At 40.8% G+C, this 16,003-nt stretch carries 11 protein-coding genes; 4 read left to right on the top strand and 7 right to left on the bottom strand.

Translation table 11 applies throughout. From position 1 onward, the window contains the following. The first annotated feature begins 3 nt into the window (after nucleotides 1–3). The 4 genes from PseudUWO311_RS10530 (at nucleotide 4) to PseudUWO311_RS10545 (ending at nucleotide 1,160) form a co-directional block, all read left to right on the top strand. Entirely contained in the window at nucleotides 4–228 is a 225-nt protein-coding gene (locus PseudUWO311_RS10530; protein ID WP_142655204.1) for a DUF433 domain-containing protein, read from the top strand. After that, entirely contained in the window at nucleotides 225–557 is a 333-nt protein-coding gene (locus PseudUWO311_RS10535; protein ID WP_142655205.1) for a DUF5615 family PIN-like protein, read from the top strand. Before PseudUWO311_RS10530 ends, PseudUWO311_RS10535 begins: the two co-directional genes overlap by 4 nt. Nucleotides 558–679: 122 nt before the next feature. Next, a complete protein-coding gene (locus tag PseudUWO311_RS10540; RefSeq protein ID WP_142655206.1) occupies nucleotides 680–898 on the top strand; it encodes a hypothetical protein in 219 nt (72 codons plus the stop codon). Beyond that, nucleotides 891–1,160: a type II toxin-antitoxin system YafQ family toxin gene (locus PseudUWO311_RS10545; protein WP_142655207.1), complete on the top strand. Its 270-nt coding sequence runs from the start codon at nucleotides 891–893 to the stop codon at nucleotides 1,158–1,160. The genes PseudUWO311_RS10540 and PseudUWO311_RS10545 overlap by 8 nt, the downstream gene beginning before the upstream one ends. A gap of 57 nt (nucleotides 1,161–1,217) precedes the next feature. On the opposite strand, the gene PseudUWO311_RS10550 is transcribed toward PseudUWO311_RS10545, so the two are convergent. The 7 genes from PseudUWO311_RS10550 to PseudUWO311_RS10580 all read right to left on the bottom strand — a co-directional run bounded on the left by PseudUWO311_RS10550 (nucleotide 1,218) and on the right by PseudUWO311_RS10580 (nucleotide 15,783). Continuing rightward, nucleotides 1,218–1,793 carry a Uma2 family endonuclease gene (locus PseudUWO311_RS10550; RefSeq protein WP_142655208.1) on the bottom strand — a complete coding sequence of 192 codons (576 nt, stop codon included), beginning with the start codon at nucleotides 1,791–1,793 and terminating at the stop codon, nucleotides 1,218–1,220. Between the two features lie 228 nt (nucleotides 1,794–2,021). Then, nucleotides 2,022–4,256: a PAS domain S-box protein gene (locus PseudUWO311_RS10555; protein ID WP_142655209.1), complete on the bottom strand. Its 2,235-nt coding sequence runs from the start codon at nucleotides 4,254–4,256 to the stop codon at nucleotides 2,022–2,024. 288 nt (nucleotides 4,257–4,544) lie between these two features. Next, nucleotides 4,545–5,876, bottom strand: coding sequence for a DEAD/DEAH box helicase (locus PseudUWO311_RS10560; RefSeq protein ID WP_142655210.1), 1,332 nt, complete (start codon nucleotides 5,874–5,876; stop codon nucleotides 4,545–4,547). 375 nt (nucleotides 5,877–6,251) lie between these two features. Next, on the bottom strand, nucleotides 6,252–8,330 hold the full coding sequence (locus tag PseudUWO311_RS10565; RefSeq protein WP_142655211.1) for an ATP-binding protein: 2,079 nt from the start codon (nucleotides 8,328–8,330) through the stop codon (nucleotides 6,252–6,254). Nucleotides 8,331–8,415: 85 nt separating this feature from the next. After that, entirely contained in the window at nucleotides 8,416–9,165 is a 750-nt protein-coding gene (locus PseudUWO311_RS10570) for a DUF928 domain-containing protein (RefSeq protein ID WP_142655212.1), read from the bottom strand. Nucleotides 9,166–9,365: 200 nt separating this feature from the next. Then, nucleotides 9,366–11,954 carry a CHAT domain-containing protein gene (locus tag PseudUWO311_RS10575; RefSeq protein ID WP_142655213.1) on the bottom strand — a complete coding sequence of 863 codons (2,589 nt, stop codon included), beginning with the start codon at nucleotides 11,952–11,954 and terminating at the stop codon, nucleotides 9,366–9,368. Between the two features lie 16 nt (nucleotides 11,955–11,970). Continuing rightward, nucleotides 11,971–15,783, bottom strand: a complete 3,813-nt coding sequence (locus tag PseudUWO311_RS10580) for a filamentous hemagglutinin N-terminal domain-containing protein (protein ID WP_142655214.1) — start codon at nucleotides 15,781–15,783, stop codon at nucleotides 11,971–11,973. Nucleotides 15,784–16,003: the final 220 nt, after the last annotated feature.

The following is a 16,003-nucleotide window of genomic DNA, read 5'->3' on the forward strand; positions in this document are numbered from 1 at the left end:
AATATGAACTATCGCGATCGCATCACCATCGAATCAGGAAAACGTAGTGGAAAACCTTGCATCAGAGGAATGCGAATCACCGTTTATGATGTTCTGTCCTATCTAGCCTCTGGCATGACCTATCAAGAAGTCCTTGAAGACTTCCCATACCTCACCCAAGAGGATATTTTTGCCTGCCTTAGCTATGCCGCCGACCGCGAACAACAGACCCTCCTGATTCAAGCATGAAGCTACTCTTCGATCATAATCTTTCGCCAAAATTGATTCATCGCTTAGCAGAATTGTTTCCAAATTCCAATCATGTTTATCATTTGGGATTAGATCGAGTGGAAGATCGGCAAGTTTGGCAATATGCAAAGACAAATGATTTCTTGATTGTCACAAAAGATGGCGACTACAATGAGTTGCTAATCTTGTTGGGATTTCCGCCAAAAATAATTTGGATTCGCCGTGGCAACTGCTCAACCAACGAAATTGAGAATATTTTGAGAAAACATTATCTTGACATTCAGGATTTAACCAACACAGAATCTTTGGGGCTGTTGACCATGTACTAAATTTTCTCATTTAGATTTTGAGTCATGGTGCTTAGGGCGATCGCATTCCGAGCATTATAAACCTATAAAATAAATTGGTATGATAAAAAATGAGCATTCAAACAATTAATTGATTCAATCCTATGCAAATATCAACAGTCGGAAGCATCTTAGAAGCCATCTCTGTTCTCGATCCTGACGATCAACTCTTCGTCACTGAGGTTCTTAACAAAAGAATGATCGAGATCCGCCGCAACCAAATTTTAGCCAGAGCTAAAGAAGCCGAAGAGAACTATAAAAATGGTAATACTCAGACAGTTACAGTTGCAGAACTAATGATGTTGAGTGCTGACGATGATTGAACTGATTCTAAACGAGTCATTTTTACGCATTTTAAAAAAGTGGCGTAAAAAACATCCCGAACTCGTCAATCGATTTGAACAAAAACTTACGCTCTTTACCGATGAGCCGTTTCATCCTTCATTAAAAACACATAGTTTGAGTGGTAATTTTGCTGGATATTGGGCAATTAGTATCAATTATGAACATCGACTAATCTTTAAATTTCTATCCGATACCAAAGTTTTGTTAATCGATCTTGGTACTCATGATGATGTTTATTAGAGTCAATGCGCTTTTGAGTCATGGTGCTTAGGACGATCGCATATTCAATGTATCTTATTACCAAATTTCCGCAAGGCTCAAAACAAACTCAGGTAAAACATCTTCCCCAGACAGAGAAATTGGATTTTGCAAAACTTCCTTAGACTTCCCAATGCGATAAACTTCCACTTCCCGATCTTTGCGATTAATCAGCCAGCCAAGCCTTGCGCCATTATCCTGATATTCCTGCATCTTCGCTTGCGTAGCCTTCAAATTATCGCTAGGCGACATCAATTCAATTACAAAATCTGGACAAATTGGTGCAAACTTAGACTGTTGCTCGGTCGTTAACGCTTCCCAACGCTCCTTCAAGATCCATGAAGCATCAGGAGAGCGATCGCTACCATTGGGAAGTTTAAAGCCCGTTGACGATCCAAAAATAAAGCCTAACTTAGTTTTGCGATTCCAAATTGATAAATCGGTAGTAATGCTGGCACTACGCATTCCTGTGCCGCCGCCTTCTGGAGCCATAATTGTGATATCCCCTTGAGCATTGCGCTCGAATCTGAGGTCGCTATTTTTGCGGCAAAGTTGAAAAAACTGTTCGTCAGTAAGATCGATAACAGATTCTAAGCTGATCGTTAAAGCATTCATATTTCTCAGCAAAGTCTTGAGCCTACAGCCCGATTTTACCACAGGTACAGAGAGGTGTTTGTTTCGATCGCAGTGTCAGCATTAATTATTAGCATTATAAGGCGATAAAATAAATTGGTATGATGAAAAGAGAGAAATCAAAAAACGAGTTGAAAGCAGAAGAAAGAAATTCAATTCAGATGACAAAGGATGATCTCGCAGATTACTAGCGATCGCCTCTCACATTAATTAATCTACCGATAAGAGAGCGCCTTGCAAATTACTATCGTCAAGAATTGAACCTGTTGTATTTGCATCTCTTAAGTCAGCACCCCGCAGATCAGCACCTCGCAGATCTACCTGTTGTAAATCCGCAAATTGGAAATTTGCTCCACGCAAATCTGCACCACGTAAATTTGCAGATTGGAAATTGGCGTAGCTACAATTACTGCCATTGAGCGCCACACCACTAAAATCAGCGTATCGTAAATCAGCCTCGACTAAATAAGCCCCACGCAAATTCAAACCCGCAAAATTGCGTTGACCAATTTTGTATTGATTGAGCAATGTATTTGCATTGAGCGTCACAAAATTGGCGATCGCCTCTGTGCCAGAGCGAACCATTGATGCGCTCTGAACCTGCTCAAACTCAAGAGCCTGATTATGCTTTGTTGTAATAGAACTGCGATCGCCAGCTTCATCAATAATCCGCAATATCCCAACGATTTTGCCATGGGGATCGTGGACGAGAACCGTTGAGACATTCACGTTAGTCCAACTCCCATCACCAAGTTGAAAAGTCATTGGAACACCATTGATCTGTCTACCTGCCAGCGTATCGAGAATCACAGCTTGTAACTCCAAAGCTTGAGACTCAGGAACACTCGGTACAGGATGACCGACAACAGTAGAAGTATTCCACGCAAATAGTTTTTCTGCGGCTGCGTTCCATAATAAAACTTTGCCTTCAGGACTAACAATATCAATCGCTACAGGAACAGCCTTGATTACTGCTCTTAATAGTTCATTTGTTCTTTGGAGACTAGACTCAGCTTCACCTCTTTCGCTAATGTCGATACATACTCCATCAGCGAATATCGTGTCCGAATCGGTATGATAATAGCGGGTAATATTCTGTACCCATTTGACTTCACCAGAGACCGTAATAACGCGAAATTCATGACGGAAAGTGGCAAGCTTATCAAACCCAGCTCTGATTAGAGCCTTAAATTGATCAACATCTTCAGGATGAACTAAATCTAATAATTGGTATGGAGAAGAAATAACATATCTTGGTGAGATCCCGACTAGATCGATTAGACCATCACTAATAAATGGAATGGAAATTTTTCCATCGGAGTTGATTGATAAACGATAGAGAGTTGCAGGCATACTTGATGCGATCGCTGCTAATCTAAGTTCGCTATCTTGCAGCGCTGATTCCGTGCGTTTACGTTCTGTAATATCACGGGAATTAATAACTAAGCCCTGAACATTTGTATCCTGTAAAAGATTACAACAAACTGATTCTAAATAAATCCAATTCCCGTTGATATGCCGATGACGCATCACTATTGGCGTTGATACAGACAAAGCATCCACTGATTGAGTTAGGAAATCTTGAAAAATCGGCAGGTCTTCAGGATGAATAAAGCTAATAAATTTACTGCCCATCACGTTTTCAGGCATATAGCCTAAAGTTCTTAAGATCGCAGGGCTGCAATAATTAATAGTAGTATCAATATCTAGAATATTTACGATATCTGAAGAATGCTGCATCATTGCTCGTAATTTAGCTTCATTATGGGCAAGATTGCGCGAAATACGGCGCTGTTCTTCTCTCTCTACACGGATTTGGCGATCCATCAGGTTGAGCTTGGCGTTCATTTCGGCAACACGAATTTCTAAGCGCTGATGAGAATGCTGCAATTTATCAACTTCTTGCTTTCTTTGAGTAATATCTTGAATCCACCACCTCAGTCCAGTTACTCTTCCATCTAGCGGTACACGAATGCTGATAATTGTAAAACTTGCATCAAAGGGCTGTCCTGTCGGAAACTGCATCCGAAAGTCTAAACTCTTGATATTTTGCCCCCGTTGTAGTTGTCCTAATAATCTTTGGAATTGTTCTTTGTAGGAGGGATAGACAAAGTTTTCTAAGTTTTGACCAATCGGCAGTGAACCAAACATCAGAGTTGCCGCACGGTTGGCTTCAGTAATGTCGCCATTAGCATCAGTAACAAAGTAGCCGTCAGGAGCAAAGTCAAACAGTTCGCGATATCGCTCTAATTCTCCAGCAATTGATTGCTGATAAACTTCTAATTCTGTTAAGCTAGATCGCAAAACATTGCTAGCATCCTCTAGATTGAGATTTCTTGTCTCGATTTCGATAGAAGATGATACTGGAGACGCTGCAATATGTTCTAACTCTTGTAGTTGCTGAATCGAGGTTGCGATCAATTCGAGGCAAAGGCGCATTCCCATAAAGCATCCTTGTTTTTATCATTCTTTCTGCTACTTAGAGCACTTTGTGCCTACTCAAAATGCAATGACATTTTTGAAAGTACCGCGAAATGGTACTTTCAAAAATGTCATTGTATCTCTTGGCTATGCAAAGTGCTGTAAGTAGTATAGCAAGATAAATGGCAGTGGGATATGAAGCGAAGAGTTGGCTTTTATGTTGAAAAATACTGCGGACGCTTTTGCGAACTACCTCAATAAAATCGAAAAATGTTGCGGCGGGCTTATCCCTCCGCGACATTTTTCGAGCAATTAATTTGGGTTTCGAGATTTGGTAATCACACTTTTATTAAGCTGTGGCTTTTGTGGTTTACTGGGCGATTTGCTTGGCGCAGCCACTGATGACGGCTTGCCTGCATGATTACGATCGCTATTTCCCCCCCGTCGAGGCTGATGCTTAGATTGCCTTCCAACTTGAATCGGCTCAGGCTTAGCACGGGGATCAGGCTCGAAACCAGCTATGATTTCTTGGGGCAGCGATCGCTTGATTAATTTCTCGATATCTGACAAGAACTTTCGCTCATCGACACATACCAGCGAGATTGCCTCGCCAGATGAGCCAGCGCGTCCAGTACGTCCGATCCGATGTACATAATCTTCAGGGACATTTGGTAACTCGTAGTTGACGACATGGGGCAGTTCGCTAATATCTAAGCCCCGCGCAGCGATATCTGTGGCAACTAATACTTGCAAACTGCCATCTTTAAACTTGCCAAGGGCGCGAGTGCGGGCTGCTTGGCTTTTATTGCCATGAATTGCCATTGCTACAATGTCATCTTGATGTAGTTGCTTTACTAGGCGATCCGCACCATGCTTAGTACGGGTAAATACCAGTACCTGATACCAGTTATGAGTCTTGATCAAATGAGTTAGCAAGTCTCTCTTGCGATCGCGATCTACAGGAAAAATCCGCTGAGTAACTAGATCGGCTGTGGCATTCTGACCAGCAACTTCAACCAATACTGGCTGATTGAGTAAAGTACTGGCAAAGGATTTGATCTCATTGGAAAAAGTTGCCGAAAACAGTAGATTTTGGCGTTCTTTAGGTAATAATGCTAGAATTCGCCGAATATCACGGATAAAGCCCATGTCCAACATGCGATCGGCTTCATCTAATACCAAGATTTCTACCTTGGATAGATCCAATCTGCCCTGTTGCACATGATCTAGCAATCGCCCTGGTGTTGCTACCAAAATTTCGACACCACCCCTGAGTCGGTTGATCTGGGGATTAATATTAACGCCGCCATAGATCACCATTGATTGCAGAGGTAAATGTCTGCCATACATGCGCACGCTTTCTTCGACTTGAGCTGCAAGCTCACGGGTAGGTGTGAGGATCAGCGCCCGAATTGGGATTTTGCCCGTTGGCGATCGCTTAACGACCTTGTTAGATAGTAGATGCAAGATTGGTAATGTAAATCCTGCGGTTTTGCCAGTACCTGTTTGTGCGCCAGCTAGTAGATCTTGACCTGAGAGAACAACGGGGATCGCCCGTAACTGAATCGGTGTGGGCTCAGTATAGCCGCGTGCAGTGACAGCGCGAACGATTTGATCAGACAAACCAAGGGCTGAGAAAGACATAGAACTCCAAATTGTGTGTCAGTTTTTTATCGGTCTGTCGCTGTTAATGTTGCCATTTTTATTCGTGCCAATTCATTCATACCAATTCTTAGAGGGTTGCGACATTTCTAAGAATCTAAAACCTTACCCAGAGGGATTTTAAAGCTTCAAATATGGCTAAGCCATTTTTGAAATTGGTGTCAGATGGAGCAGAGACAGGAGGATTTAATGAGTCAGCAGTATCAATAACTGGGAGCAGATACTGTAGGTCTAGATTCTAGCAGAGGTTGGTAATTTATGGTGAAATTGATGATTAGAGCCAGTAATTCTCATATGAAAACTATTTTGGTATTTTCAGCACCGCAGGTACAGCAAACTCCAAAATTGGTTTTGGGTTTAGCCAGTCTCTATCAGTTTATTGAGATAGTTTAAAATATTGCGAAGTTGGAAACCTTTTGCCAATTCTATGATTTTTCCAGTAAATGTTTTTAGTCCATCATCAGACCTTTCTAAATCTTTTAAAAGCTTTTGGAGAGAATCTAAATCGCCTGCTTGTATCAGTTCTATTAACTTTAAAATGATTTGTCGAGAAGGTAGCAAAATGTTGTTGGCGATCGCTTGATCTGCTAAAGATGATTGAGAAGAAGCTTCGGAATCGGCAAAATAGCAGTACTCCCACTCTAAGTTCAAATTTGCTTGAATTATGTCCATTAATGGCTGCATGGTGATGGGTTTCACTAGAATATCAGCGCAACCAGCTTCTATACATTTCTGGCGATCGCTTTCAATGATATCTTCCAATATCATAATTATAACAACGTTCTTCAGCTTAGAATTCTGACGGATTTTACGCAGAATATTCCAATTATCATCATCTAAATTTTTTAATCCGAGTAAAAGCAAATCAGGAATATACGCGGATGTTTTATCAAAACTATCAAGTCCACCTTCAGCTTCGATGATGTCAAAATCTAAAGGTGTAAGCATATCTATCAATACATTACGGTCTAATTGTTCTGAATCCGCTACGACGATTTTAAGCTTTTCGCCTTTATAACCAATGATTTCAAGATTCAGTTGGATCTGCTCAGTCGTTTTTGTATTTATGTAAGTAGGCAAATCAATTTCGATCCAGAAAGTACTACCTTGCCCTACGGTACTTGCTACATTTAGCTCCCCTCCCATCAACTCGATTAGGCGCTTGCTAATCGGTAAACCCAAGCCAGTTCCTGATTGCATTTTGATGGGATCACCAACTTGTTCAAAGGATTGGAATATTTTGGGCAAATCCTCTGGCGCGATCCCCACACCACTATCGATGACATCAAAACGAATTTTGCCATCAACTAGACTCTGCACTGTCAGAGTTACAGTCCCCTTGTCTGTAAACTTGATGGCATTACCTACAAGATTAAACAACACTTGGCGCAAACGCTTAGCATCACCATAAACAAGCTTAGGAATTTGTCCAATTATCTTATAAATAACTTCAATACCTTGACTGCTTGCCTGAACCTGAAATATGTCGATTAGACTATTGAGAAGTTCATCTAAGTGGAACATATCACGATCAATCTCTAATCTACCTGCCTCAATTTTGGATAGATCGAGAATGTCATTAATTAATGTAAGTAAATGCTGACCACTTCGCAGGATAACATTTAGCCCATCTTGATGTTTAACGGGGTCATCGCTCAGTTTTAGAAGTTGAGCATAGCCTAGAATTCCATTAAGAGGGGTTCTCAGTTCATGACTCATATTAGTCAAAAACTGACTTTTTGCTTTATTTGCGCTATCAGCAGCTTCTTTAGCAATTTCGAGTTCAATAGTGCGCTCTTGGACTCGCTTTTCTAAATTCTGATTAAATTGATAGAGCTTTTTGTTTAAGATAGCCATCTTTTGACGGCCTTCGGCAAGATTTACGATACTGCTGTATGCTCTGAGACTAGAAATTAGGGTCGTAAATAATTTCTGCTCGGTCAGCTCAGTTTTTGACTTATAGTCATTGATGTCATAGTTCAAAATCACCGAAGATTCAGGGAAATAACCTGGCTGACCTGTGCGGAGGATAATCCGAACCAGTTGATTTTGCAGAACTTCACGGATATGTTTGACAGCTTGTAATCCTGCGTCATTGGTTTCCATAATCACATCTTGCAGGATCACCGCAATGTCAGGATTTTGCTCAATCGTTTTAATTCCTTCAGCACCCGAAAAAGCAGAGATGATTTTCAATTCTTTGCCTGCAAACTTAAATTCCTCTAGAGCAAGCTTGGTAACTTTATGCACGGAGGGATCGTCATCACAGATCAAAATTTGCCATGTTGATCTGCTTAGTAATGAGGTAAATTCAAATATTTCTTGAGATTCTTTATTGTAATCTTCTAGACTAGAGAAATTCTTTTTCTCATTGTCCAAAAAAGACCTATCCTCATCCTCTTCTATAAAAATCAGCTCATCTGAATCTAAAGGCATTTTTCTATTTCATAAATGATTTGATAGTGATGATAAGGATTGACGGCGCTTCGCGCTGCCAATCCTTATCAAATCATTTGGTGGATTAGTTTGTAAGAGGAGTATTTGCTATGGACTCTAAGCTGGTGGACTTGAGTAAATTTAGCCAACTAGTCATAAGTTCGGGACTATTGGGTTGAGAAATACGCAAACTTGCAAGACCTGCGATCGCTTCATGCCAAATCCCAAATTTTGCGTACAAAGATACTCGTTCGAGCTCGGTCGCTTTCTCTAATTTGCTTAGTAAAGTTGTGTCTGGTTTGATGCGACGGATAATGCCTTCGGCAAATATATCTTCAGGATCACCAGTTTCACATATGACGGAGATTAGCCATTTGTAATCTTTCCCAACTTCTAAGGGAGTGCCCTCGAATTGAACATTGATGATGCTAGGAGTGCTAGTTAGAGTGATAGTCTTTTGGGCGATGCCTTTACCTTGCTGATTTTCAAGGGTGAACTCTACGGCGATCGCAGATGTTTTGGGAATATATGCCAAAAATGTTGGACTAGCCGAGACTGTAAGTCCAAATTTGTTTTGAGGGAGTAAGGGTGTCAGTTGCTGCTCTAAAGATTTTTTGATTTTGTCCTCTCTAGGCTGAATATCACGATTTTTCAGACATTGTCCATCATTGGTACGCCTTCCCCCGCCAATAGTTGTTGTTGGTGCAGGGTTACTTGCCGACGGTTCAAATGTTTGGGCGCGAGCATCTGATGAAAAAACAAAAAAAGTGGTGATCTCCCAGATTGTTGCGATCGAGATAAGGACAAAGTATCGATAGAAGTATTTAGAAAGCATAGCCTTATACCTAGAGAAGCAATAACTGAATAAATGCAAATTTTTCTAGTGGTCTAAATTAGCAGCAATGTCATGAAAATGCTTAATTAATATTAAGTAATATATTACTCGGTTTTTTCACGAATGGTTAATTATCGCTTGTAAAATCTAGAAAACTTCATAAAAAGAAGATGGTGCAAAGCGCTATCTTCTTTTTATGATTACAACCAATTTCCGATTAAAACAAATGGAGCCCAATAGAAGGGGTGGGTATACTGTGGGTTTTTCAGAAGACTGAGCTGGGCTTTCTGTAAAGCATTAGCTTTACCTGTGCCGAGAGTCGCTAGTTCTTGATAAAAGTTTTTCATAAACGTTGCGGTGGCACTATCTTCTACTGACCACAAGCTTGCGATCGTGCTACGTGCTCCCGATCGCACAGCCATTCCTGCTAGTCCTAAAGTAGCTCGATTATCTCCCTTAGCAGTTTTGCATGCACTAAGCACCAATAGCTCAATGGGAATGCGGCTATCTTGCTCTCTAGATTGCAATAATTCTCCTAACTGTTTGACTCCAAGTCGATTATTCCACGTTAAAACAAACGTTTTTTCAGCATCAGAGCTAAATTCACCGTGAGTAGCTAGATGCACTACTCTATAGGGGATTTTCCTAATTTGTTTTTGAATAGATTCGCTAATAAAATCTTCATTTAGTAATAGGGTTTGAGCTGACACAAGGGAAGCAATTTGCTGAACCTCTCTTTCGACATTTGGTAAAGCATTAAAATTTTGAGTTTCCTTACTCACTCCCCCGACAAATACAGTTAGTTGTTGGCGTTTGAGTGGGCGAGGATCGATGAGTTGTAACCCAGGTGTGATAGCTAGATTATATTTTTCCATCAAATACTTTTGCCCATCATAAAGGACTGACATGGGCAGGTTTCTTAGAGAACCATCAAGAACAAAGACTAAGGTTTTAATTTTGTTCGCAGCTAAAATAGATTCTGTCTCTTTCCCTATTAATATGTTGTAAATTTTTGCGGACACTGCTTTAATATCAGTCTCAAGGGATGTTCGACGTAGCGATCGCCTTAATTCGCTCAAGAGACTTTCGAGATTGTTCTCAGAAATTTTGGTGGTGCTGTGTAGTAACGAACGATTTGGTAGTGAAATAATAACTTCTAGACTATCTGGCAAAACGATTGGGTAGATGACGGCAGCTTGTGGATCAACTTCATCAACTTGTGTAGTCATCCCTGTAAGGCAAGCTTCTTTAAAAAAGTTGTCTAATTCGGCAAGTTGTAAAGATTCAATTATTTTACGAGCGGCTTTGAGATTTTCTTGACTAACTGGCTTTCCATCTTCAGGAGTAAGAAGTAAGGCGACAAGCTGACGGTAAACTGGTTCGACACTATCACGGAAAGAAAACTGAATGTCTTCATTACTAGATACAAGGTCGCCACGGATCGAAGTTAGCGTGTTGACAGATTCTGTATAAGCGATGATCGCCTTAGGATTGTTACCTTGAGATTTGAGTATTCGTCCGAGTTGCCATTGCCAGCGATAGGCTATATCTGAAGCATTATTGGTTTGAGACACAAGGAGCGCTTTCTCAGTTAGGATTTGAGCTTCTGAGAACTGTTGATTTTGTTCATAGAGATAGCCTAGATATCCGATCGCATAGGATTCGGCTCTAATGTCACCCATCTCATGGGCTTGTTGGGTAGCTGTTGCAAGGAGTTTAGCAGGGGCTTGGCGATCGCTTGTGGGATTTAGTTTAATTAGACTTTGCGCAAAGTTCACTCTTGCGTAGACTGAGGCTCGGCTGGGCGGGAGGTTCAGCAGCTGGGTTTGAATATCATCTAGCAATAATCTGGCTGCTTCAGGCTGATTCAGTTTAATCTGGAGACGTAGTTGATTTAATTGGGCTTGGACTTTTTGGCTGGGAAAGATTGCGGTATTAGCAGCTTGCTGATAATAGCTGATCGCTTCGGTAGGTTGTTGTGAGCTATAGGCGGTATTTCCTAAACTTAATAGAATATCTGCCATGATCGAAGAGTCATTTAGCTTTTTTGCGATCGCCAGACTCTCTTGCAATACCAGTTTGGAACCTTGGATATCTCCACACAATCGTAGGGTTTCACCGAGATTGAGCAAAATTGCTGCCTTAAGAGAGGAGTCGGGGTGTTCTTTGAGTTCTACTTGGGCTTGATCGAGGGTCTCTTTAGCTTTGGGATATAGAGCTAGCGATCGCATAGCTTGACTCTGGTTAATCTTGCTACGAATAGCTCCATCTTTATCTCCTGCCTGCTGGTAGGTGATGGTGGCTCTTTGCCAAATTGCTAATGCGTCTTGAGCCTTGCCCTGTGCGAGTTGAATATTGCCCTGAATATTGAGAGCCTGAGCTAGTAATTTAGGTTGCTGTGAATCAGATTGGAGGATTTCTATACTGAGGACGATCTCCTGCTCTGCTTGCTTCCATTGTCCGAGTTGTTGATGTGCTAAGGCAAGATTTTGCAAAACAATGGCGTGATTGAGTCGATCGCCTTGTTTTATACAAATATCAGCAGCTTGTTGCCAAATTGCGATCGCTTTTGCATATTGTCCTAATCGGTAATATTGCTTGCCATTCTGTACAAGAGTTGTCAGGCTATCAGTATTAGGTATTTGACTGAGCGTTATATCGCTGTTTTTTTTTGAGGAGATATTGGCAATACTAGGCTGAACACTCCACCCTAAAAGGATAGTTAATATAGTTATGCAAATTCCTATACCGATTAGTTTGTAGGTTTTCCGCCGAGAAGCAATGCTCATATTTAGACTATTAAATTTATTTTGAACAAGAAAGCTGAGGGATGGCAGGACTAAGAGGAGTAGAATCAACAACTAATCGCAATCTGCCATAACTATCATGTGCGATCGCATTAGCCTCGACAATAAATTTTGGAGATTCATTCTTTACTTCTTGTTTTTGTTCAGTTGCCGAGATTTGATTTGTGTTGCTTGGTACGAGTTCAGCTAGGTCTACTAGAGATTGATTAATGGAAAGCTCATCACTAGGACTCTTTGGTAAGCCCCCTCTACCTGCGATCGTAAAGCGATTCTCTCGATTAGAGAACTTCCCCTGCATGGCACAGCTCTGACTAACCTGTTTCGATGAATCAACAAGATTGAGCGGCAAAGAAGTTAATCCTCGACTTGGATCAATTTCAGGTGTTGTAACTGTTACATTTCCTTGCACCCCAAACTGAGAACTAGCGGCAATGTCACTAAAATCTGTTAATTGTGGGCGGAACTCTAGTCCATAGATACCATTAGTCTTAATATCAACATTTCCTCCATTACCCGTAAACGCATTGGCAAAGATATTGCTGTTTTCGCCTTTCACTCCAACGATAAAACCCGCATTTATTTTAACGTTTCCTCCATTACCTCCAGCGTTTGAAGTACCTGCGGTAGTGCTAATATTGCTTCCATAACGCAAAAGTAAAATAGCTGGAACAGTTAAATCTATATTACCTCCATTAGTACTAGCTGTTGATGCGGTGATGGAGGAACCATTCAAAAGAGAGAGGTAATTGGCAAATACAGTAATGTTGCCACCAATGCCAGAGCCTAGACTGCCGACAGCGATTGTCGCTCCATCTTGCAGGGTCACATACTGCGGATCGATCGTAATATTGCCGCCATCTCCTGTCGAGCCTAATGTGGTATTGGCAAATAAGCCAGTACCCGCAGTAAAGAGAATTGAGTTTCCCGCAATGAGTCCGATGTTTCCAGCTTTCCCTTTGTTACTAGTTTGCGCAATAATTTGACTATTATCTTTGAAGGTAATGCTCTTTCCTGCGGTAACGGTGATACTGCCAGCATTACCGATACTACTAGTATTACTAAGGACTTGACTATTATTTTGGAAGGTGATCGCCGCAGGGCTAGTGATCAGAATATTTCCAGCAGGGGCAATTCCTTGAGTCGTACTCACGATCAGGATATTGTCAAAGATGAGATTACCTAATCCTTTAATAATTACGCCTCCTGATCGCCCACTTTGTCCAGAACCAAAAATTGTAGTGATGAAAGTGTTGGGATCGTTGATGTCATAGGCTCGTTTAGGGAACTTTACGGTCTTACTCGTAATCACTTGAAGAGATGCGATCGCTAAATCACCTAGACCATTAATATTCACTGCTCCTGCTGCTCCAAAGGCAGATGAGGTAAAGAGCGCAAGATTGCTGATTTGATTTTTTGCTGTTAAATTAACGTCACCCCCATTACCACTTTTTGATGTTGGTGCAGAAATAGAGAATGATAATATATAGCTCGTTAATGCACTGGTAATACTTCCATTGGGCGCGTTTATAGATACAGATCCGCCATTCTGAGAACTTGCAGATGATGCTAAAGAGTATGCTGATAATGTCGAATTATTTAGTGAAATATTTCCATTGCCAGAGTAAATTGTAATTGCTCCCCCATTTCGAGAATTAGCGGATCTTGCGAATGAATAGGAATACAATGTCAAATCGTTCAGAATAATGTTGCCCAATGAGGTAGCTAGAGATATATTTCCTCCATTTCCAGAATGATTTAATTTTGAGGATGAGTAAGAAGCCGTAGATGAGTTCAATGGGGCATTAATTAATGAAATGTTCCCAGAATAGGAAGCCAAAGAAAATGCTCCTCCATTACCAGAGGAACCAGAACCTGAGTATGTACCAGCATCTAAATAAGTACCAACATCTCCAAAGAAACTTCTAACATCTTTAACCGTAATATTGCCAGAATAAGTAGCAAAAGCAATGTCTCCAGCATTTCCCGAATTGCCTGATGCCAAGGAAACAGAAGGCGATTTCCAAATTGGACGAGTAACCGTAATATTACCTGAGTAGGAAACAAGAGATACCGCGCCTGCATTGGCGGAATTACCAGAGTAAGAAAATGAAGAGGACTCAAAGTATAGTTCGTCTAATATGATGTTACCTAAATAAGAAAAGAATGAAATATTACCGCCATTCCCAGTATTGCCAGAGAATGTAAAGGAATCAGTGTATAGCTCTGAATTCATCGTAATATTACCAGCATAGGAAGAAATTGTGACTGATCCACCATTTCCTGCATTGCCAGAACCTGGCTCTGAATATGCAATTAAGTTGGAATTTATAGCAATATCGCCTCGACTATAAATTCGAACATCTCCAGCATTAGCTCCGACTATACCAGTCCCAGTATTAATTTCTTGAGTGGAAATTTTGCCTTGTAAAGTATTGGGAACAAATTGATTAGTTAAGAACACTAACCCACTAGGTTGACTCACGCGAATATTCCCATTCACAGTAATATCAGATCTAGTAGGAGGGTTTGCATAGGAAGGAACAGACGCGATCGCACCTAAAACGATAGGACTAGCAGGCAACCCCCCCAATTTTGACCAATCCACTCCTGCTCTTATATCCAAAGTTGCCTTAGTACTTCCATCAATCGTAATAGGAGTTTGAACTGGGACAATATCTTGAACTGAGCCATTGCTATCTTTGATCGCTTGATAGTCAGTCAAGTTAAATGTTGCTAAGTCTGCATAACGCTTAGTGGCATTAAATAATGTTGTATTACTGGGATTAATCGTAGAGTTAATAGCCCCAGTATTATTTATAATGACATTCGCCATAGTCACACTACCGCCAGCTAAGATATGCAGTGATGCCCCAGTGTAGTTACCTAACGCCACATTGCCATTTGCCAGAATTACTGGATCATTAGGACTGAGCAAATCACCGATAGTTCCATTTAACTTCTCAATATTTAAGTTTCCACCAGCATAGAAATGAGCGTCGCCAACAACAGGATTTTGCGATCGCAGCACCATATTCCCACCCGACCAAAAACCACTATTAGGGTGATTTAAGGTAAAAATATCAACCGATTGATTTCCTTGTACTAGTATGTCTCTACCAGATGCTGCCACAAATTTTGTGTTAGCAGTATCGCGAATCGTTACCGTATCCTGAGCCTGCAAGATCAGATCTCGACCTGCCTGTAATTGACCCTGCAAGTCCAATTTGTCAGCATTTAAAACTAAATCTTGTTTCGTTGAGAGATTAGCCTGATTGGCTATCGCAGCACCATTATTACTAGTTCCATACTGCAATCCTGTTGTAATATTCATTGTTAGCAATGGTGGTGCTTGAGGATTCGTGGCACTAAACTCGCTACCATCGGAGAATTTAAAGCTATTTGCTGTACTACCAACAAATGTTCCGCCAATATCTAACTTCGCATTTGCGCCAAAGACGATTCCATTGGGATTGAGCAAAAATAAATTTGCATTGCCATTCGCTTTCAATATCCCGTCAATATTTGAAACGGAGCCGCCTGTCACTCGCGTCAACACATTCTGAATGTTCGGTGCATTATTAAAATAGGCAGTATTATTTGTCGAAACTGAGAAATCTCGAAAACTATGATAGAGGTTAACTCCTCTAATCGTGCCCCCATCAATAGTTTGGATTAGTCCGTTAGTTGTTACTGTAGAGTTATTAGGTAAGGTATTATCTGGGAGAATCTGCGCCATAGCTGAAAATGCTGTTGTGAAGAAGCTAAAAGCAAATCCACATGTCAATTTGATATAGCGAAGAGCAAGTTTCATGTTTTAAGTTCCTCTTATAATACCGATCCTCGAAAGTGTGACTACATTGTCAAAACAATACTTTTTAAGATATTTCACCTTCAAAGTAGCATTGTTGTTTTAAAGATTTCGACTACAGTAATTTCAGGCTAGAAGACCATTATAAATTCTTAGAAATACGATGCAACAATGCTTAATAGAACTTCTTGGATAAGACTAGATTGGGAATTACTATACAACA

Source organism: Pseudanabaena sp. UWO311, from assembly GCF_006937785.1.
In the GTDB taxonomy this organism is placed as follows: Bacteria; Cyanobacteriota; Cyanobacteriia; order Pseudanabaenales; family Pseudanabaenaceae; genus Pseudanabaena.